We start from the raw sequence: 20,953 nt of genomic DNA, 5'->3' as shown, positions 1-20,953 counted from the left end.
AGACAGAACTAGAGGAAAGAGGGATGGACAATGACGAGGACAGAAGAACAGCAAGCTATTGAACTAGCGGGTATTAGCGTAAGAACGACCAACGCAGAGGAAGCGGGACCAGGCGGACGTATACCCGGCCTTTGGGATGCATACTTTCAGAGCAATATGCTAGAGCATTTGGATGCAGCTAATCCCCACCTTATTTATGGCTTGTATACAGACTACGAGAGTGATGCTAATGGAGCGTATACACTGTTGCTTGGACACGAGAAGGGCAATAGTGCACCAGAGAGCTTGGAGAACTATGATCAGGCTATCATTCCAGCCTCCCGTTATCTGGTGTTCAAGACCAAGAAAGGCCCGTTCCATGAAGTTGTTCCGCAGGCTTGGGTAGAAATATGGGCTTATTTTGAGGGTTCCTCTATCGAGAGGGCCTATACAGGGGATTATGAGTTATATGATACAAGAAGCTTCAATCCGAATGAGGTTGAGATTGAGATTTATATTGCTGTAAAATAGGTGTAATGAGGAAAGGCTGCCCAAGCAAAGCTTGTGTGCAGTCTTTTTTGCAATATCGCAGGGGGTGCGGGCTAATGAAGCCATTTACAGAGCAGGTTATTACGATTATTAAGCAGATACCGGCGGGATCAGTCATGACTTATGGACAAGTAGCGAAGCTGGCGGGCAGCCCAAGGGGAGCGCGGCAAGTCGTGCGCATATTGCATTCGATGAGTGCTGCTCATCAATTGCCCTGGCATAGGATTGTCAATGCGAAGGGAGAAATTGCGATTGCAGATGAAGAATCACGGTTCATGCAACTATTATATCTGAAAGAGGAGGGCGTGGAGGTGGATGAAGAGGGCCGTATTGATTTGAAGAAATATCTCTTCTGAATTGTTAACCATAATGATATAATAAGGTTAACAATAAAGGAGTGGTAAAGTGAGCATTCAGTTGAGAGGGCATCATTTATTATGTTTGCTTGGCTATAGGGGAAAAGGATATTCCGAAGGGTTTTGTGCCAATATGACGGATATTTATGAGAGGCTGCGGCTGCAGCCAGAGACTCGTATTGAAATTATAGAAGGACCTGATGATATTTGCCGGGCATTCCCGTCCGATCAGCATTCGCATTGTCATAACCACTCGGTATACCATAAGGATGGTGAAATTTTGCGAGCCGTTGGGCTGGGTATTGGCAGCTGCGCGAGCTGGCGCGGCATTTGTGAAGCCGTCGCAGAGAACGTTATGCCCGGCGATATTAATCAGTTATGTGCCGACTGCCGATGGCAGCCGCTTGGCCTATGCCAAGAAGGAGTCGAGCACATCCAGCAGAGCAGCAAGCTTAGAGAGCTGCCTCAGTCATGACGCCATGCTAAGGCTGCTGATTATTCAGCTTCTCTTGTGCCAGCCGAATCATTTCCCTAACCATCGAACCGCCAATCCGACCTCCCACGCGTCCCGCCGCCTCTGTCGTGAGATCGCCGTTATCGCCTGTTTGCAGGGGAACGCCTAATTCCCTTGCTACCTCGAACTTGACCTCATCGGGACGATCTGCACTTACATCGAACCCTTCTCTCTTCATTACCTCAGCCTTGAATTGATCCAGTCCCTGCCTTGCTTGTGGGACAAGAAGTCTTCGATTATTCCTTCTAGCCATAATGACACCGCCCTTGGGTCTGTAATATATACTTTTTTACATTCCCCTATATACGGTGTATTTATTTATGAGGCAAGGCAAGGCTGACTCATGAACAAACGATGATATGCCGTAGAAAAGAACCTTTTCTTACTGTGCCTCGATCTATGATGGTGAAACCAGCATCTGCAATCAGCTCGTCCATTGGTTCAGCGGTAACGACAATAACTCTTGCCGCAATGCGTCTTGCCTGCTGCAGCAGATAGGATTGATCCTTCTCTGTCGTCCTTGAATAGTGGTTGTAAGGCATGTCAATAACAGCAGCATCATAGGAAGCTGTGACAGCTCCTATATCTCCCATAGTCACATCGCCAGTTAGTCCGAAATGCGCCATGTTCTCAAGAGTGCCGCGGACTACGAAAGGATTAATATCCCTCCCAACGATGTCGATGCCCATTGAGAGGGCTTCGATGAGTACCGTACCAATTCCGCAGCAAGGATCGATGGCTGTTACGCCAGCCGGAGAAGGAACAGCAATATTAGCAATAGCCCTTGCGACCCTTGTTGTCAAAGCAATGGAATAGTTGCGGGGCTTGTCCATATGGTGCAGCCAGACGGCTTTGCTTTTCATATAATTGCCGAAGTACCAGCGTCCGCCTAAGGTCATTATGCCGAATACATAATCGGGATTATGGACATCTGCCTCACCGTCGATATGCATACCTATACTTCGCTCAATGACTCGTTGCTCATCGAATTCGATTTTGTGCGAAGGAGCCAAATCATTCATTTTCACAAAGATGACCTTGAACGTAGCTTCATTCATAGTGATGCTGCGCACCTGCTCCAGAATTTCCGAGAGCGTATCACCCTCATATAGAACTTCAAGCCGTTCTCTCATGAACGGGCTGCGATCAGGCTCAACGGCTCTGGAGCTGGCTAGAATGTGGTTAGGGCTCTCCTCGCCAAATAAGGTGCGCATCTCCAAATGGCATAAAGAGAGCTCTTCTGGCCGACAAGCAAAAGTGTAAATATACAATCTATCTCATTCCTGTTCTCTGATCTGTCATTACTTCAAACCATAGCTTGTTTCAAGCGGAAAAGCAAAGATGAGGCAGATCCAGCCTTGCTTGTGGACATGCAGCCAGCACGAAAAGCTAATGAAGGCGCAATGTGTTACAATGACAGGGAGCAAGACAATCACAAGGAGATGATTTATCATGAGTGAGCAAATAAACGAGCAAGAGCTTATCGCCTACATTGCAAGCCATACACAAGCTGATCCTGCAAGTATCAGCCTCGTATTGAAGCACGAAATTGCTTTTATTAACAGCGCTAATGCGGATGCCCAAGGGGAAGTTGATATTGATAGCGATGAGCTTGTCGATTATATCCTTAGCCGTGCCGGCATGAAGCTGGATGAGCTGACTGTCGAAGCTATTCTTGATTCAGAGATGGATTATCTGATGGATAAAGGACTTGCCGGCTACGTCGATTAAATGAAGAGCGACACTATCCAGATAGGCATCACATTCAAAAGAACCGTTAGGGTAATCTGCCCAGACGGTTCTTTCTTGTTCTGACAGCCGAGCGAAAGGATCATGGTTGTCCATTTGATCCAAAATGATATTTTACAATGAACTTCATTGCAAAGTATCATTTTTTGTTGATTAGGCAAATAGTAAGAAATGACCATCTCCCTTAGAATAAGGAGTATCAAGTTAGTCGTAAGGAGGATGGAAATGGCGCAAGCAACAACTGAGCCAAAACTCGCAGTAAATCAGCAACCAAGCAAACCAAATTTGATCATGCGCTTTCTTAAGCAATGGGATATCCAGCTAATGGTTTGGCCAGGTATTTTATTGATTTTTGTTTTCGCGTATCTTCCAATGTATGGGGTATTGACCGGGTTCATGGACTACAACATGTTTACCGGAGGTCGCATTTGGGAGAATCCTTGGGTAGGATTCAAACACTTTGAAGCATTCTTTGGTGCTCCTGAATTTTACACGGTAATGCGTAATACGTTGATTATCAGTTTGCTGAAGTTCTGTATCGGCTTCCCAGCTCCAATTATATTGGCGCTCATGCTGAATGAAGTTCGCAATATGATGTTTAAGAGAATTGTACAGACGATTACGTATCTGCCATTCTTCATCTCATGGGTTATCGTTGCAGGTATGACAATCTCATTGCTATCTGTAGATAACGGTAGTGTTAACATTCTCTTAGAGAAGGTTGGCGCAATTGATGAACCTGTCAACTTCCTTTCCATTCCGAAGTACTTCTGGGCTATTCTAGTCTCAGCTAACGTATGGAAAGAAATCGGCTTCGGTTCTATCGTCTACTTGGCTGCAATCGCCGGTGTTGACCAGCATATGTATGAAGCGGCTGATATCGACGGAGCGAGCAAGTTCAAGCAGGTATACATGATCACTATCCCAACAATTATGCCTGTTATCGTGATCTTCATGATTCTGGCGATCGGTAACTTGTTGAGTGCTGGTTTCGAGGATATTCTCTTGCTTGCACAGAACCCAATTCTAAGACAAATTTCCGACGTTCTTGATACCTATGTTTACAGGGTCGGATTATCAAACTATAGGTTCTCCTATGCCACTGCTGTTGGTTTGTTCAAAGCTGTTGTAAGTATAGGATTGTTAACAATGGCGAACCTCATTGCTCGGAGATCTGGAAACAGCTTGTGGTAGAATTTCAATTTACTAAAGCAGGAGGCGAACCGCATTGGTGCGTTTAAGTTTTAACGACCGGTTTATGGTCATAGGGATTTATGTCTTTCTTATCGTATTATCATTCACGGCATTTTATCCATTCTGGAATGCTGCAGTAATCTCCGTTAACGTAGGTTCAGATACATCGTTAGGTGGAATTACGTTCTGGCCTCGTAAGTTTACTTGGGAGAACTACGAGATCGTACTGAATGACCCAAGGATTATACAGGCATTCTTTATCTCCGTTATGCGTACGATCGTTGGTACACTTTGTTCAGTATTTATGACAGCTCTTCTGGCATACGGAATGACTAGAAGAGAGCTCATCGGCAAGAAGCAGTATATGGTATTCTTCATCATTACAATATACTTTGGCGGCGGACTAATCCCTACTTACCTGTTGATTCGCTCCCTTGGCCTGATGGATAGCTTCTGGGTATTTATTATCCCAGCGTTAATCAGTGTATGGAATATGATCGTATTTAGAACCTTCTTCAAGTCGTTGCCTATTGGTTTGGAAGAATCAGCCCAAATTGATGGTTGTACGAACTGGGGGATCTTCTTCCGAATTGTATTGCCGCTCTCGGGTCCGGTAATTGCCACTTTGGGCTTATTCACCGCCGTAGCGCACTGGAATGACTGGTTTACACCAAGTATTTATATTTCCAGCCCAGATCTGTACCCAATTCAAACAATGCTTAGACAAATATTGAACGCTAACATTGTTACCGATCAGCTCGCTTATATTGACTCTGCATCGCAAGCTTATGCAGAGAAATCCAAACGAGTAAGCTCGAAGTCCCTAATTATGGCAACAATGATGGTTGCTACATTGCCTATCATGTTGGTTTACCCATTCGTTCAAAAACACTTTGTAAAAGGTGTATTGATCGGTTCCTTGAAAGAGTAGTATTTCCTACGGTTTAAGGCGATATCCGCTTTGGACATATAAAATGTACACGAGAGGGGTAGTACAAGCATGAAAAGAATTAAAAAGCCGTTATTGCTCACGGTCAGTGCAGTAGTTGTTATGGCTTCAGTTCTTGCCGGTTGCGCAAAGAATGGTACTAATGAGCCATCACCAGCTCCGACAAGCAGTGCATCTACAACGCCTGACGCTTCAGAAAAACCAGTTTCCAATGGCTGGGTAGTAGGTTCTGAGCCTTTGGAATTCTCGGTTTACGGTCACTATAGCTGGTATGACGTACCGGCATGGGACAGCGTTCCAGCTGGTAAGTGGTTGAAAGAGAACAAACAAATCAACGTTATTCCAATTACAGCTAACGGTAACCATAACCAAAAGCTGAACACAATGATCGTTGGTAACGATCTTCCAGATATGATCTGGGGCGACCGTAACCATGCTGACATTGAAAGACTTCGCAAAGCAGGAATGCTTGTACCGTTCGATGATTACTTGGATAAATATACAAACCTCAAAACCTTCCTTGGACCTGAGCTGAATATGCTTCGTTCCGAAGATGGCAAATTGTATCAGTTCCCTAACTGGTATATTGGCGGCGGTAAATCCGCAGGTAATGCTGGTTATGTAATCAACAAGAAGATCTACAAAGAACTCGGCGAGCCTGCTCTTGAGACTACTGACGATTTGTATGCTTACTTGAAACAAGTTAAAGAAAAATATCCAAACGTAATTCCTTTTGAGCCGCATCGTGGTCAAGATGCTCAAGGTCTAGGCGTATTGTACACAGCGTTCGGTGAGAACCTGAACTACGCGAGCCTTGGTCAATCCCTGCGTGCTATTCCTAAAGACGGCAAATTGGTTTCTGTATTTACAGATCCAACCTACCGTGAAGCTCAAAAATATATTACTAAATTGTTCAGAGAAAAACTGATTGCACAAGATACTTTCACGCAAACAGTTGACCAAGTAACAGAAAAAATCAACCAAGGCCGCGTTGCTGTATTCGCAGCAGCTAACCCTACAGTATTGGCAATGGAAGCTCACAAACTGTTGAGCGAGAAAGATCCAGAAGCTGGTTACTTCATGATCTGGCCGATTCATAAGCCAGGTGTTGACAAGAACAAAGTATTCCCAGGTACGTACACAAGCTTGGGCTGGAACGTAAGTGTTATCACAACGGCTGCTAAAGATCCTGAGAAAATCTTTGCATTCCTTGACTGGTACACAGGTCCAGAAGGTCAATCATTGCTTATGTTTGGTCCAGAAGGCCAATTCTGGGATGGATTTGACGAAGAAGGATACCCTATCTTCAACGATAAGTATGATCCTGCTGAAATCTCCCGTATCCAATCCGAGAATGACCCTGTAATGTGGAATGGTAACACGGTTTATGTTGACCCTGCAAAAATGAAATACGAAAGCACGCTTCCACCAGAAAAACAAAACTGGGCTGCTCGCTACCAAAGCGAAATCACTTGGCCTACACAAATGAACGTTACTGAGTTCATTAACCTCAATCCAGATCCAGAAAGCGATCTTGGTATTAAGAGACAGGCTGTAGACGATATTGCTCTTGAAGTTCTAGCTCAAGCAACTATGGCTGGCAGTGACGAGGAAGTAGATGCTATCCTTGATAAAGCTGAGAAAGATGCAGTAGCTGCTGGTTACAACGAGGTTCTTGAATGGCGTACGGAGCAGTGGAAGAAGAACATTGATATCATTGCTGCAAATAAATAATATTGTTTCTTACAAAGAAAGGGGTATACTATTTATAGTATACCCTTTTTCTTGCTGTATATAACATTTGAGTAAAAGTCATCCTGGTTTTACATCAGCAATGATAAGCTTGGAGTGAATATGATGTATAAAGTATTGCTTGTTGATGATGAGATTCTTGATTTGAAGGGAATGCAGACCTTTATCCCCTGGTCGGATTTGGGTATGGAGCTAGTAGGCGCGGTCACCAATGCATTTGCGGCTAGTGATTTGATCGAGAAAGAACATATTGATATTTTGGTAACGGATATTCGAATGCCGAATATGTCAGGGCTTGAGCTTGCTAGAAAAGCATTGGATCGATTCAAGCATTTGCGAATTATTTTTGTAAGCGGTTATCAGGACTTTAATTATGTGAAGCAGGCGATTTCTTTGAATGCATGCAGCTACGTATTGAAGCCTATGGATGACAATGAATTGATTGAATCACTGATGAAGCTCCGTGAAGAGCTGGATGAAGAAAAGAAGCTGTTCGAGACCGAGCGTGTGTATAAGCGTATGGTGCCCATTGTGAAGAATGAATATTTATTGCGGTTGTTAGAGGGAACTTGGGATCAGTCGGTAAATGATATTCTGCTTCATGATTATAATTTTGATGCTCTAGAGTGGCCTGTAAAAGTAGTGATCATTGAACGGGATGATTGGATCTGGAAGAGAGGCTCTGATCAAAGCTTCGATGATGCTAGTATTGCAAGCGCTTTTTGGGACGAGATCTTCTCCTTGTGCAAGGAGTATGCCATAGAGCATTGCTGTAAGCTATCAGATAAGAGAGTAGCATTGCTAATTGATACTCACTTAGATTTGCAGTCGTTGCAAAAGGACAGGAGCAAGACACCTTTTACGGTGACGATTGGGGTAGGAGATAAGGCTTCAGATCTATGTGCTTTGAAGGATTCCTATCAGAAGGCCAAGGCAGCAATAGACTATAAAGTGTTTTATGGGAAGGGCAGAATGATCCGGCATGATGAGATCAAGCTAACCCAGATGAAGGATGTACAAAGCTTAGATATTCAATTGGATGCTTTATTTATTGCGATGATGAATTATGATCTTGTAGGTGTTCATGATGAGCTTGAGGAATTGTACGGATTAGCGATCACGATGAGGTCGAAATTCACTATTCAGAACTTCACGATGTTCTTAATTATGAAGCTGGATCATTATTTGCAAAAAATTAATGAAGATTTGTTCCAACTATTGAACATGGATTTCAACAGCTTGGACATTCTGCTGCAGTATGAAACGATAGACGAGATTCATTCTTGGCTGCGTTACCGTGTATATGAACTCTCTGAGCTTCTTCATATCAAGAAACAAAAGAAGAATTGGAAGCTCATTCAAGATATTATTGAGGATATAAAGCTGCGACTGCATGAGAATATGACCTTGAAGACGGTTGCGGAGAAATACTCATTCTCGCCCAACTATTTGGGACAGATCTTCAAAGAAGAGACAGCGACGAATTTCAGTGATTATGTGGTTAACCTGAGAATGGAAAAAGCCGGCGAGCTATTGCTTAATACGAATCTGAAAGTATATGAGATAGCCAATCAGATTGGCTACAAATATTTGCCCTACTTCAGCAGGCAGTTCAAGGATTACCATGGCAAAACACCACTGGAGTATCGGAGGAAGCTATAATAATGAAGAGAAAACGGTATTTGTCCTTTGGATATAAACTTATGCTGTCCTATTGTTTCTTCATCATTCTTCCGGTCCTTCTTATTGCTTATTTCGCCAACTCTATTTACATCCAATCTATTAAAGAGCAAACGAAAAGCAGTGTTAACGGAACGCTGCTCCAGATGAGCGACAATGTTTCTTATAAGCTGGAGGATGTGAAACGGCTCTCAAATACCTTTTACTTTGATTACAATTTATTTAGCCGCCTTAGGCAGCTGAATGAAAGGTGGATCACATTCGACATAGCAAGGAACTATTTGATGCCGAGAATTACGTCGACACTAGATTCAACGAGTCAGAAGGTTTGGCTGTCTATTTATTTGAAGAATGAGACTATGCCTGAGATTTACAATGTGTACGATGGCAGAGATCCCTTGCAGAATAAAGAAAGCATCCAAGATATTTATCAGATGAGTCGTATTAAAGATAAACAGTGGTTTAAGGATTTTCCCGAAGAAGTATATGCCCAGACGTTGAGATGGCAGCAAGTCGAGGATGATGAGCAATATGGACGTATTTCTCTTCTGCGGCGTATTGTTAATGTCAACAATTCTATTAAGCTTGAAGAGTATGGCTTTCTACGATTCAGCCTTTACTTATCCAGTTTGTTCGAAAGTGTAGATCCGGATAAAATCGGTAATGGCGCAACGATTGTTGTTACGAATGAAGAAGGCAAAGTTATAATGGTTTCGGGCCCTTCGAACCTGAAGTATGGTGACGTTTGGGACGAAGGAGAGTATAGTAAGAACCTAACCGTACGGCAGGAAATACCAGAGATGCATTGGAATATTACTGCCAGCATTCCTAATGAAGTGTTCGAAGAAAAGACAAATGAAGTGCGGTCGGTCGTCTTCCTGATCTGCTTAATTGTAGTGGCCATTTATTTTATTTCGGGTGCTCTTATCTCTCGCTATTTTTCAAGAAAGGTCGAAAAAATTGTCTTTGTTCTGGATTCGTTCCAAGAAGGCAATTTCTATAAGCGAATTCATTTCAAGGGCAAGGATGAATTCAGCAAAATATCTGAGGCATTAAATGAGATGGGCCAGAACATCGGTGAATTGATTAATAAAGTATATGTGACGGGTCTTGAGAAGAAGGAAGCAGAGCTTAATATGCTTCAGGCTCAGATTAATCCTCATTTCTTGTATAATACATTATCCTCTATTAATCGATTGGCGAAGTTCGGTGAGCTGGATAAGCTGCAGCGGATGGTTCTGGATTTGGCGAAGTTTTATCGTTTATCTCTGAATGAAGGCCGTGCTTTGCTGCCGATCAGTGATGAATTGGATCAAGCGAAGGCTTATCTGAATATTCAGAAGAACAAGTATGAAGAGCGGATGGGCGTCACCTTCGATATTGATCCTGAGATTATGGAGTATCAGACCATCAAGCTTATTCTTCAGCCGTTTATAGAAAATGTGCTGGAGCATGCCTGGAGCGGTGATCGTATTTATATTCGAGTGGTCGCGAGTCATGAAGGCGATCATATTTTATTCAAAATAATTGATGATGGTTTTGGAATGAGTGCCGAGCTTCTCCAACAAATCAATGATCCTAACGAAAATGCTAATTTGGGCTACGGAATTCGCAATGTTCATCAACGGATTAAGCTTCAATATGGCGAGCCTTATGGGGTTAACATATTTAGCCGACTTGGTATCGGGACCGTAATCAGCATTACGATTCCAGCTTTGAGCAGCCCAGATTGCAACCGATAACCATAAAAAAGAGTCCTCTTTCTTTTGTGAAAGAGGGCTTTTTTTTCATTCCGTTTAATATTTAGAATTTTTTCGTAATGAAATCGAGAAATTGGGAATAGTAAGGTTTGTGAAAAAATAACTCAGCTAAGAAAAGGACGGTGTCTTGTTACATGAAATGGGATTGGAGCATTTCCTTCCGCGGGAAAAAAGGTAAGTCCGGACAATGGGCCGGCAAAACAATGGCAGCTATGCTGCTCGCTCTAGCGCTGATCGTATCTATGCCACATGCGACCATGGCAGTTGGAAAAGGAGCTCATGGACCAGACATCTACGTGATCCAAGGGATGTTGAAATCACTTGGCAGTTACGCAGGGCCAATTAATGGTCATTATGATAAAACGACTGTGCAAGGCGTGAAGCATTATCAAAAAATGAATGGTCTTCCGGTCACTGGATCGGTAGATAATAAAACATTCCAAGCGATTACTTACTCTTATGGTCAAGTGAAGTACGCTCCGAAAGTAAAAGCAAAGGGCGGAGCTAAAGGCGGTCAAGGTGGAGGTAAGCTTAAAGGTCAAGGCCAAGGCGGAGGCCAAGGAATTGGCGGCGGTCAAGGCCAAGGCGGAGGCCAAGGAACTGGCGGCGGCAAAGGTCAAGGCGGAGGCCAAGGAATCGGCGGCGGTCAAGGTCAAGGCGGAGGCCAAGGAATCGGCGGCGGTCAAGGTCAAGGCGGAGGCCAAGGAACTGGCGGCGGCGGTCAAGGTCAAGGCGGCGGCAAAGGCCAAGGCGGAGGCCAAGGAATTGGCGGCGGTCAAGGTCAAGGCGGAGGCCAAGGAATTGGCAGCGGTCAAGGTCAAGGCGGAGGCCAAGGAATTGGCGGCGGCAAAGGCCAAGGCGGCGGTCAAGGAATTGGCGGCGGTCAAGGTCAAGGCGGAGGCCAAGGAATTGGTGGCGGCAAAGGCCAAGGCGGCGGTCAAGGAATTGGAGGCGGCAAAGGACAAAGCGGCGGTCAAGGAATTGGCGGCGGCAAAGGCCAAAGCGGCGGTCAAGGAATCGGCGGCGGACAAGGCCAAGGAAACAATCCAGCGCCTAAAGCTAATCCAGCACCAAACGCTAACCCAGCGCCAAGTGAGAACCAAGCACCGAAAGGCTTACGTTAATCAAGCTATACGAACTATAGAAATACCTCGCCTTAATAGGCGGGGTATTTTGTTGTTTTTATACGATGATGCAATACGTAACTAACGGAATGAAAATATATAGTTGACATTTAAGTATCTTTAATTTAAGATATTCAATATAAAGAGTTGATGAGGAAGAGGTTGGGATGCGAATGGTAGATAAGAACCGGGACGATTCATTGGATCTATATATTGCTCTAGCCAGAGCAAGCCAATGGGTGAATGCACATGCGGATCGTGATATTCGTAAAAGCGGTTTGAATCGAACGGAATTCGGTGTTCTGGAGCTGCTGTATCATAAGGGTGCACAGCCTCTTCAGCAGATCGGCGGCAAGGTGCTTATGAGCAGCGGCAATATCACGTATGTTATTGATAAACTAGAGAAGAAGCAGCTGGTCAATCGCAGAGCATCAACAGAGGATCGGAGATTGATCTTCGCCGAGATAACAGCTGCGGGAATCGCATTTATGGAAGAGATCTTCCCCAAGCATACGATAATCATTGAAAGTGCAGTGGACGGACTGACGCCCGATGAGAAGAGGGTGGCAAGTCAGCTGCTTAAGAAGCTTGGCAAGTACGCTCAGGAATCATTCAAGTAGTAAAGCTGGCAGAAAAGAATCCAAACCGGGCTAGCAAAGGGGCGGATTACTTTTTGGACATATACCTTAAATTAAAGATTCTTAAAGTGTAATAATAACTCATGAAAATGGAGAGATGAATGATGAGTGATTTCATATCCTTGCTGCAAGATAGAAGATCGGCTAATAAATTTTTACCGAATGTGGATATACCGGATACGGCGTTCGAAGAGATGTTCAGGCTGGTCAAATACGCACCGTCCGCTTTTAATTTGCAGCATGCTCATTATATTGTGGTCAAAGATCCTGAATTGAAAAATAAGGTGTATGAAGCATCGAACAAGCAATACAAAGTACATTCCGCATCCGCGGTCATTATTGTACTAGGCAATACGGAGGCTCATCAGGATGTTGCTCGGATTAATGAAGGATTCTTGAATCTGGGCATTCTATCTAAACAAGAATACGACGCAACCGTTCAATCTGTCAGCAGCTTCTATGAGGATAGGGGAGATGCATTCAAGCGTGATGAAGCGATACGCAATGCGAGCTTGTCAGCGATGACCTTCTTGTATATTGCCAAGGAGAAGGGCTGGGATACCTGTCCGATGATCGGCTTCGACTCTGAGGCTATTCAGGAGCTGCTGCATATCCCATCTCGTTATGTACCCTCGCTGATGATAGCGATCGGCAAAGAAGATGTATCGAGCCAGCGTCCGCGCGGCTACCGTAAGCCCACTGGAGAGTTCGTCAGCTATAACGGATTTTAAATCTAATTTATCATATAAGGAGAGTAATCTTATGACTACACATCAAACAGCAGGTATTCACCATGTAACAGCATTTGTACGGAACCCACAGGAAACAACTGACTTCTATGCGGGCGTTCTGGGACTTCGTTTGATTAAGAAAACCATTAACTTCGACGCGCCGGAAGTGTATCATCTCTACTTCGGCAATGAAATCGGCAGCCCAGGTACGATTATTACCTTCTTCCCATGGGAGAATTCCCGCAAGGGTGTTGTCGGAGGCGGTCAGGTTGGCTTCACAACGTATGTAGTTCCCGAGGGAACCTTAAGCTTCTGGAGAGATCGCTTGAATAAATTCAATATTGCCTTCAAAGAAACAACCAGATTCGGTGAGGATTATTTGCAATTTGCAGATCCGGATGGCTTACTAGTAGAGCTTGTGGCAAGGGAAGCAGGACCGTTAAGCCAGTGGTCTTTCGGCGGCGTAACAGCAGATAAAGCAATCAAAGGCTTCGGCGGTGCCATTCTATATAGTACGGCGCCAGCCCGGACGGCCTATGTATTGGAGCATGTGATGGGCCTTAGCAAGATTGGTGAAGAGGGCGGGTATGCCCGTTATCATTCTTACGGAGATCTGGGAAATGTTATTGACCTGAATGTGGAGGCAATGGCACCTGGGCACGGAGGTTCAGGAACGGTACATCATATCGCTTGGCGAGCGAAAGATGATGCCGAGCACGCCCTGTGGAGAAGCCATGTTGAAGGAAGCGGCTTCCAGCCTACTCCAATTGTAGACAGACAGTATTTCAATGCGATTTATTTCCGTGAAGAAGGCGGCATTTTGTTCGAGATTGCGACTGATCCTCCGGGATTTGCCAGAGATGAAGAGCCAGACCACCTTGGCGAGAAGCTGATGCTGCCAGAATGGTACGAGAATCATCGTGCGCAGATCGAGCAGTTGTTATCGCCATTTGATGTCCGTGTATTAGAACAGGATCATTATTAAGAAATGATAGCAAGATCACACGAGGAGGACTATTCGTTATGAAGCATATTTATAAGCAGGGAACAGATAAGTCAGCACCGGTGCTTTTACTCTTGCATGGTACTGGCGGGACAGAACAGGACTTAATTTCGTTAGGCGAACGAATCTCGCCGGGCTCCTCTCTGCTGAGTGTTAGGGGCAACGTTCTAGAGAACGGAATGCCTAGATTTTTCCGCAGACTCGCAGCAGGTGTATTTGATCTGGAGGATCTTGTATTCCGTACAGAGGAGCTCCATGCATTTGTTGAACAAGCAGCAGGTGACTATGGCTTTGACCGTAATAATGTAATAGCAATTGGCTATTCTAACGGGGCGAATATTGCAGCCAGCCTGTTATTCCATTACAAAGACGCTCTACGAGGAGCGATACTCCATCACCCGATGGTTCCGATCAGGGGACTTGAGCTCCCTGACTTAGCAGGGGTTGCTTGCTTTATTGGGGCAGGCCGCAATGATCAGATGTGCCCTCCTAGTGAGACGGAAGACCTGGAGGCGCTGCTGAGCGGGGCAGGCGCGAATGTGACCGTTCATTGGGAGAACTATGGTCACCAATTGACCTCATCAGAGGTTAATGCTGCCGCGGCTTGGTTTCAACAGTCTATTCAATAAAGGAGAAGGCTAATGATCACTATAGACCCGAATGCTCAGAGTGAACGCGATAATTATAAGCTGTTAATCGGCAGCATTATTCCAAGGCCGATTGCTTTTGTTACAACCCTTTCAGCTAACGGAAGCCTGAATGCGGCACCTTATAGTTATTTCAATATCGTGGCAGCTAATCCGCCTCTAATCTCCGTATCGGTACAACGCAGGAAGGGCCATCGCAAGGATACCTCGCGCAATGCTGCGGAGGCAGGAGAGTTTGTTGTGCATATTGCGGATGAAGGCTATATCGAGCAGTTGAATTTAGCCGCCGCTAGCTTGCCCCCGGACCAAAGCGAGGTAGCTCTAACAGGCTTGACTCCAGTGGACAGCCATCGAATTTCCGTGCCGGGAATAGCAGAGGCAAGAATCAGACTGGAATGTAAGCTGGAGAAGATCATACCTCTTGGTGGAACAGAGGAGGAACCTGCCTGCGATTTATTGATTGGCCGGGTCGTATGCTATCATCTGGATGAAACGGTCTATAAGAATGGTTATATTGAAGCAGAGGCTTTGCAGCCTGTCAGCCGGTTGGCTGGTTCCAGCTATGCGAAGCTTGGGGAGACGTTCTCGATGGACCGCCCAGAGTAATGCTACCGTTCAGTTTACGAAAAAACGGCACCTGCCAGGAGAGTAATCTCCGTACAGGTGCCGTTTTTGCTGGTTAGGCTTGCTGCTCAAAGCGTTTCGTAATTTCTACGATGGTTTGTACAGCCATGATCATATTATCGACTGAAATATATTCGAATTTGCCGTGGAAGTTCTCGCCGCCAGTGAAAATATTAGGGGTAGGCAAGCCCATGTAGGACAGCTGCGAGCCATCTGTACCGCCGCGGATAGGTTGGATGATAGGTTTAATGCCTAGACTAACCATCGCCTCATGTGCGATGTCCACAATATGCTTAACAGGCTCGATTTTGTCTCCCATATTGTAATATTGATCTTTCAGCTCCAGCGTAACAGCGCCTTCTCCGTAGATCGCATTAAGCTCTTCGACTTGCTGAGCCATGAATGCTTTCCTTGCAGCGAACTGCTCACGATCGAAATCACGAATAATATAAGACAGCTTGGTCTGCTCCACCTCGCCGTTGATAGAGATAAGATGGTAGAAGCCTTCATATCCTGTCGTATACTCAGGCGCCTCTTCAGCGGGCAGTCTCCGTTGCAGCTCCATAGCAATCTTGGCGGAATGAACCATCTTGCCTTTTGCCGTACCAGGATGGACATTGGTGCCTTTGCAAGTAATACGTGCAGATGCCGCATTGAAGCTCTCATATTCCAGCTCACCGAGCGGTCCGCCATCCACCGTGTAAGCATAGGTTGCACCGAAGGCTGGTACATCGAATCTATGGGGCCCTCTGCCGATCTCTTCATCTGGAGTGAATGCAATTCGAATCTTGCCATGCTTAATCTCAGGATGCTGAATCAAATAATTCATCGCGGTCATGATTTCGGCAATGCCTGCTTTGTTATCAGCTCCGAGCAGTGTCGTGCCATCTGTCGTGATGAGCGTGTGCCCTAGATAGTGATTCAGTTCAGGAAAGTCTTTTGGTGAAAGCAAGATTCCCAGCTCTTCATTGAGTGGAATGGAGCCGCCTTCGTAGTTATCTATAATTTGAGGCTTAACGCCCGCGCCTGTAAAGTCAACAGCTGTGTCCAGATGGGCCAGGAATCCAATCGTCGGCACATCCTTCTGGGTATTGGAGGGCAGCGTAGCCATCAGATAACCATTGGAGTCGATCGTTATTTCTTGCATGCCGATGCTGTTAAGTTCTTCAGCAAGTTGCTTGGCAAGGACGAGCTGGCCCGGTGTAGTTGGACAGGTCTCGCTGTCCTCATTGGATTGCGTGTCGATAATGACATAGGAAGTGAAGCGCTTGATGATCTCGTTTTTCATAGTTGTCGTATACTCCCTTCTTTTTCTTGGCATCTATTCTTATATTATAGACGAGAAGCAGGAAGAAAACGAATGCAGAGCATTCTATACTTTTGTGGATATAGAGGATTGAAACAAAGGATTAAGGGATGAAAAAGAGCTTAAATGGAAAACCTGTAACAGCGCTTTTTAAGCTGAATACAGGTTTTTTGTTTCATTCTAGCCAGGAATGGGTATATGTTATATGACGTTTTGCGAGCGGTAGTCCATTCAGCATGAGAGGGGACAGATTAACATGGACGGATTAGAGACGATAGCGATTATCGTCATTATGAACCTGATTTATGTCTCCTTATTTACGATTCGCATCATCCTCGTTACCAAATCCAGACGGGTATTGGCTTCGGTCATTAGCATGTTCGAGGTATTCGCGTATTTGATGGGACTTCAAATTGTATTAAAGAACATTGATGATCCAGTTAATCTCGCTGCTTATTGTATTGGATGGGGAGGCGGAGTATGGCTTGGTGTGAAGATAGAGGAATGGCTCGCGCTCGGTTATATTACGCTGCAGATCGTTGTGGAATCAAGCTCTAATCGAATGCCGGTTCTGCTGAGGGAGAAAGGCTTTGGTGTCACCAATTGGATTGCTGAGGGCAAGGATGGCCCGAGGCTGGTGATGGAGGTTCTAACGAAACGCAATCAGGAGAAGCATTTGATGCGAATCATTCAAGAAACAGCGCCTAAAGCCTTCGTGATCTCTTATGAGCCTCGTGCCTTTCGGGGGGGCTTCTGGACGAGGCGGCTTAAAAATGAACGTCAGTAAAGTATAGAATGGTAGAATTGCCAATCGGACAATCTATACATAAGACAATTCGGGGGTTGAGAACAGATGATCCGATTCGAGAATGTAAAAAAAACGTATGAGGATGGCTTTGAAGCGTTAAAAACCATCAATTTGGAATTTAAAGAAGGAGAGCTAACGGTTCTGATTGGACCGAGCGGCTGCGGCAAATCGACATTAATGAAGCATATTAATCGTCTGAACAATCCGACCAGCGGCAAGATCTATATAAGAGACCGTGATATTTCTCGTATTGATCCAGTTGAGCTGCGCAGAAGTATCGGCTACGTGATTCAGAATGTAGGCTTGTTCCCGCATATGAATATTGCTAAGAACGTGGCTATCGTACCACGGCTTCTGAAGTGGGATAAAGAAAAAACGGAGCAGAAGGTTGATGAGCTGCTGCGAATGGTTAATCTGGACCCTGAGGTATACCGGAATCGGTATCCTTCGGAGCTGAGCGGAGGGCAGCAGCAGCGCATTGGTGTTATTCGCGCATTAGCGGCAGATCCCGATGTTATTCTACTGGATGAGCCCTTCAGTGCATTAGATCCGCTCAGCAGAGAGCAGCTCCAGGATGAATTGATTCGCCTTCAGCAGGAGCTTAAGAAAACAATTGTATTCGTAACTCATGATATGGATGAAGCGATTAAGATTGCCGATACGATCGTGCTAATGAAGGATGGCGAGGTTATCCAGAAAGGGACTCCGGAGCATATTCTGCGCCATCCGGCGAATGAATTCGTGACGACCTTTATTGGCAAGAAGCGCCTTACTGCGGAGACGAGGGAATTAGACCTTACGGTAGATGATGTGATGTCTGAGCATCCTATTACTGCGTATCCGGAGAGAGGCCTCGCTGCAGCGATCAAGTTCATGGAGCGCAATCGCGTCGATTCCCTTATTATCGTGGGCCGGAATAGGGAGTTGCTCGGACATGCTTCAATATTCCAAGTTCTGAAGGGCTATCGCCATGAGGACAGCAGGCTGTCGGATGTAATGAAGCCCTTCCATCATGTGGTGGAGTCAGGCTCTTCAGTTGCCTTTGCGCTTGCCTTGATGGATGAGCATGGCCTGCCTTATGTGCCTGTTGTCCGTAATGGTCTGTTGATCGGTTTGATTACCAAAGGCAGTGTCGTTCGCCATCTTGCCGAGGTATATAATCCAGATGATAGAAGTCTGGAGGAATTGATCGCGGAGGAGAGCCTCAGAGAGGATATACCAATTAACGAGAACTCCGTGGAGACAGATGAACAAGGGGTGTCCCGTCTATGATCAATTGGATGACAGAGTACGGAGCTTTTCTTCAGAGTAGACAGGAAGATATTCTAAGTGCGCTTCGTGATCATATTTATATTTCGGCTTTGGCAATTGTGTTCGGAGCAATCGTCGCTATACCGGTAGGGATTATGCTGGCAGGAAGCCGAAAGGGATGGTTGAACAGCATTGTATTTACCATTGCTAACATTCTACAGACGATTCCTAGCTTAGCGCTGCTGGCTATTCTAATTCCATTGCTGGGAATAGGACGGACACCTGCTGTCTTTGCCTTGTTCCTATATTCAATCATGCCGATTATGCGCAATACGTATTCAGGCTTCAAGTCGGTTGATCCGAATGTGATGGAAGCGGCACGCGGTATGGGCTACAGCCGTATCCAACGATTGCTGCGCATTCAACTGCCATTGTCCTTTCCCTATATCATGTCGGGATTACGGGTGACAACGGTGTATATTATTAGCTGGGCTACGCTGGCTACATTGATCGGAGCAGGCGGGCTTGGCCAATTGATCTTCTCGGGCCTTGGCGTGAACAAGAAGGAGCTAATCGTTACGGGAGCCTTGCTCGCGGTGCTTCTTGCGCTGGCAGCCGATTATTTGTTAGGTCTTCTGGAGAAGTGGATAACCGCGAAGACAAGAAGCAATCCGGCGTCGGGCGCCGTATAACAGCAGGGGGAAACAGAAATGAAAAGAATAAGTTGTGGAATGCGAGTAAGAGCTGCTTTTCTAGTAGTGGCTGCTTGCATTATCAGTGTGGGATTGGCTGGCTGCGGCAATGACAATACCATAAAGATCGGTACACAAACCTTCTCCGAGCCCAAAATTATTGCTCAAATGTATCGGCTGCTTATTGAAGATCGAACGGATCTGAAGGTAAAGGTTATGCCGGACTTGGCTACCAGTACAGTCGTGCTCGATGCTTTGAATAATAATGATATACAGATGGCGTCTCTTTATTCGGGCATCGTGTATGATAATTACTTCCCGATTGAACAGACGAATGATCGAGCTGAGGTACTAAGGCAGGCGCAAGAAGGCTTCGATAAGCACTATGGGCTGAAGTGGTTCGATTCCTACGGATTCGAGAATACGTATGCCTTCACGGTGCGGAAGGAAGTTGCGGAAGAACAGAACCTGCAAAAAATATCAGATGTAAAGGATAAGGCTGCTTCCATGAACCTAGGCGTGGATACGTCATGGATGGAGAGAAATAATGATGGGTACCCAGCCTTTCAGAAGGTATACGGAATTAGCTTCGGCAAAGTATTCCCAATGGAGGTCGCTCTTGTCTATAGTGCGGTGGCAAATAAAAAAATGGATATCGTACTGGCTTATTCCACGGATGCAAGGCTGAAAGAGCATCAGTTGGTGACACTCGAAGACGATAAGCAATTCTTTCCGCCATATGATGCTTCCCCGGTCATTCGCAAGGAAGTATTGGAGGCACATCCCGAGCTCAAGGAAATCATCGATCTATTAATTGGCAAGCTGGATGCTAAGACGATGATTGATCTGAATTATGAGGTGGATGTGAATAAAAGGAATGAGAAAAAAGTAGCTGAACAATATTTGAAAGATGTTGGATTATTGAAGTAATGGAGTGAAGAGCATGGAGTTGTTTTTCCGTTATGTTAGAGAGAATTGGATGGACCTTCTGGTCTTCACCGGGCAGCACATCTTCATGGTGCTAATAGGGCTGCTGCTTGCACTTGCAGTAGGCATCCCGCTCGGCGTGCTGGCTTCGAGAAATCGGCGTACAGGCCAAGTGATTCTTACCCTAGCGAATATTATTCAAGTATTCCCAAGCTTGGCTTTGTTAGTTCTATTGATGGTCGTCTTTGGTCTAGGAACAACGACGGTCGTCATCGGCCTGTTCCTCTATTCTCTGTTGCCGATTATTCGGAATACGTATGTCGGTCTTACACAAGTGGACAAGTCGATTATGGAAGCGGGCAAAGGGGTAGGCATGAGTCCTCTTCAAGTTATGCTTAGTGTCCAAATTCCATTGGCGCTTCCCTTTATTCTGACGGGAATTCGGATTGCAGCGGTTATTGCCATTGGCGTGGCGACCATAGCTCCGCTCGTAGGGGGCGATGGGCTCGGACGGGAGATTTATTCCGGTATCAATATGAGCAATTCTGCAAGGCTGTATGCAGGCGCTATACCAGCGGCACTTCTCGCACTGGTAGCTGATCTTTTGCTCGAGAAAGTGCAGCAGTCCGCGAGACTAAGCCGCAGATAACACATCCTATAGCCATATAAAATAAGCAGCAGGGATCAGCGCTCTTCGAGAGGCGGATCCCTGCTGCTTCA

At 45.5% G+C, this 20,953-nt stretch carries 23 protein-coding genes; 20 read left to right on the top strand and 3 right to left on the bottom strand.

Features of this window, described 5'->3' with window-relative positions; translation table 11 throughout:
* Nucleotides 1-30: 30 nt before the first annotated feature.
* From AC50YO_RS15380 to AC50YO_RS15370, 3 genes are all read left to right on the top strand, one after another.
* Nucleotides 31-510 (top strand): GyrI-like domain-containing protein, encoded by a 480-nt coding sequence (locus AC50YO_RS15380; protein ID WP_494848321.1) that lies wholly within the window; start codon nt 31-33, stop codon nt 508-510.
* Nucleotides 511-584: 74 nt separating this feature from the next.
* Nucleotides 585-884 (top strand): MGMT family protein, encoded by a 300-nt coding sequence (locus AC50YO_RS15375; RefSeq protein ID WP_494848319.1) that lies wholly within the window; start codon nt 585-587, stop codon nt 882-884.
* A 49-nt stretch (nt 885-933) separates the two neighbouring features.
* Complete coding sequence (locus tag AC50YO_RS15370) at nt 934-1,359, top strand: DUF1284 domain-containing protein (protein WP_494848317.1); 426 nt, start codon at nt 934-936, stop codon at nt 1,357-1,359.
* 7 nt (nt 1,360-1,366) lie between these two features.
* On the opposite strand, the gene AC50YO_RS15365 is transcribed toward AC50YO_RS15370, so the two are convergent.
* Nucleotides 1,367-1,651: an alpha/beta-type small acid-soluble spore protein gene (locus tag AC50YO_RS15365; RefSeq protein WP_494848315.1), complete on the bottom strand. Its 285-nt coding sequence runs from the start codon at nt 1,649-1,651 to the stop codon at nt 1,367-1,369.
* A gap of 88 nt (nt 1,652-1,739) precedes the next feature.
* A complete protein-coding gene (locus AC50YO_RS15360) occupies nt 1,740-2,669 on the bottom strand; it encodes a TRM11 family SAM-dependent methyltransferase (RefSeq protein ID WP_494848313.1) in 930 nt (309 codons plus the stop codon).
* Between the two features lie 181 nt (nt 2,670-2,850).
* Between AC50YO_RS15360 and AC50YO_RS15355 the strand changes: the two genes are divergently transcribed.
* The 12 genes from AC50YO_RS15355 (at nt 2,851) to AC50YO_RS15300 (ending at nt 15,231) form a co-directional block, all read left to right on the top strand.
* Nucleotides 2,851-3,129 (top strand): hypothetical protein, encoded by a 279-nt coding sequence (locus AC50YO_RS15355; protein WP_494848311.1) that lies wholly within the window; start codon nt 2,851-2,853, stop codon nt 3,127-3,129.
* 243 nt (nt 3,130-3,372) lie between these two features.
* The gene (locus tag AC50YO_RS15350) at nt 3,373-4,341 is read left to right on the top strand and encodes an ABC transporter permease (protein WP_494848309.1); all 969 of its coding nucleotides are present in this window, start codon (nt 3,373-3,375) and stop codon (nt 4,339-4,341) included.
* Between the two features lie 34 nt (nt 4,342-4,375).
* Entirely contained in the window at nt 4,376-5,272 is an 897-nt protein-coding gene (locus tag AC50YO_RS15345) for a carbohydrate ABC transporter permease (protein WP_494848307.1), read from the top strand.
* A 69-nt stretch (nt 5,273-5,341) separates the two neighbouring features.
* Entirely contained in the window at nt 5,342-7,024 is a 1,683-nt protein-coding gene (locus AC50YO_RS15340) for an extracellular solute-binding protein (RefSeq protein ID WP_494848305.1), read from the top strand.
* A 123-nt stretch (nt 7,025-7,147) separates the two neighbouring features.
* Nucleotides 7,148-8,704 (top strand): response regulator, encoded by a 1,557-nt coding sequence (locus tag AC50YO_RS15335; RefSeq protein WP_494848303.1) that lies wholly within the window; start codon nt 7,148-7,150, stop codon nt 8,702-8,704.
* A 2-nt stretch (nt 8,705-8,706) separates the two neighbouring features.
* Nucleotides 8,707-10,464 carry a sensor histidine kinase gene (locus AC50YO_RS15330; RefSeq protein WP_494848301.1) on the top strand — a complete coding sequence of 586 codons (1,758 nt, stop codon included), beginning with the start codon at nt 8,707-8,709 and terminating at the stop codon, nt 10,462-10,464.
* Between the two features lie 152 nt (nt 10,465-10,616).
* The gene (locus tag AC50YO_RS15325; RefSeq protein WP_494848299.1) at nt 10,617-11,606 is read left to right on the top strand and encodes a peptidoglycan-binding domain-containing protein; all 990 of its coding nucleotides are present in this window, start codon (nt 10,617-10,619) and stop codon (nt 11,604-11,606) included.
* A gap of 173 nt (nt 11,607-11,779) precedes the next feature.
* Nucleotides 11,780-12,226 carry a MarR family winged helix-turn-helix transcriptional regulator gene (locus tag AC50YO_RS15320; RefSeq protein WP_494848707.1) on the top strand — a complete coding sequence of 149 codons (447 nt, stop codon included), beginning with the start codon at nt 11,780-11,782 and terminating at the stop codon, nt 12,224-12,226.
* A gap of 122 nt (nt 12,227-12,348) precedes the next feature.
* Complete coding sequence (locus tag AC50YO_RS15315) at nt 12,349-12,975, top strand: nitroreductase family protein (RefSeq protein WP_494848298.1); 627 nt, start codon at nt 12,349-12,351, stop codon at nt 12,973-12,975.
* A 31-nt stretch (nt 12,976-13,006) separates the two neighbouring features.
* A complete protein-coding gene (locus AC50YO_RS15310) occupies nt 13,007-13,960 on the top strand; it encodes a ring-cleaving dioxygenase (RefSeq protein WP_494848297.1) in 954 nt (317 codons plus the stop codon).
* 38 nt (nt 13,961-13,998) lie between these two features.
* On the top strand, nt 13,999-14,607 hold the full coding sequence (locus AC50YO_RS15305; protein WP_494848296.1) for an alpha/beta hydrolase: 609 nt from the start codon (nt 13,999-14,001) through the stop codon (nt 14,605-14,607).
* Between the two features lie 12 nt (nt 14,608-14,619).
* The gene (locus AC50YO_RS15300) at nt 14,620-15,231 is read left to right on the top strand and encodes a flavin reductase family protein (RefSeq protein WP_494848295.1); all 612 of its coding nucleotides are present in this window, start codon (nt 14,620-14,622) and stop codon (nt 15,229-15,231) included.
* 73 nt (nt 15,232-15,304) lie between these two features.
* Here AC50YO_RS15300 and pepT read toward each other — a convergent pair whose 3' ends face one another.
* A complete protein-coding gene (pepT, locus tag AC50YO_RS15295; protein WP_494848293.1) occupies nt 15,305-16,537 on the bottom strand; it encodes a peptidase T in 1,233 nt (410 codons plus the stop codon).
* A 274-nt stretch (nt 16,538-16,811) separates the two neighbouring features.
* Between pepT and AC50YO_RS15290 the strand changes: the two genes are divergently transcribed.
* From AC50YO_RS15290 to AC50YO_RS15270, 5 genes are all read left to right on the top strand, one after another.
* Entirely contained in the window at nt 16,812-17,342 is a 531-nt protein-coding gene (locus AC50YO_RS15290; protein ID WP_494848291.1) for a DUF2179 domain-containing protein, read from the top strand.
* 66 nt (nt 17,343-17,408) lie between these two features.
* On the top strand, nt 17,409-18,635 hold the full coding sequence (locus tag AC50YO_RS15285; protein WP_494848290.1) for a betaine/proline/choline family ABC transporter ATP-binding protein: 1,227 nt from the start codon (nt 17,409-17,411) through the stop codon (nt 18,633-18,635).
* On the top strand, nt 18,632-19,306 hold the full coding sequence (locus AC50YO_RS15280; protein WP_494848289.1) for an ABC transporter permease: 675 nt from the start codon (nt 18,632-18,634) through the stop codon (nt 19,304-19,306). Before AC50YO_RS15285 ends, AC50YO_RS15280 begins: the two co-directional genes overlap by 4 nt.
* Nucleotides 19,307-19,324: 18 nt before the next feature.
* Nucleotides 19,325-20,236: a glycine betaine ABC transporter substrate-binding protein gene (locus tag AC50YO_RS15275; protein ID WP_494848287.1), complete on the top strand. Its 912-nt coding sequence runs from the start codon at nt 19,325-19,327 to the stop codon at nt 20,234-20,236.
* A gap of 13 nt (nt 20,237-20,249) precedes the next feature.
* Nucleotides 20,250-20,882, top strand: a complete 633-nt coding sequence (locus AC50YO_RS15270) for an ABC transporter permease (RefSeq protein ID WP_494848285.1) — start codon at nt 20,250-20,252, stop codon at nt 20,880-20,882.
* Nucleotides 20,883-20,953 lie beyond the last annotated feature (71 nt).

The organism is Paenibacillus sp. J22P59 (genome assembly GCF_059383895.1).
Note: the sequence above shows the minus strand (reverse complement) of the source record. Positions and strands in the feature narration are given on the sequence as shown.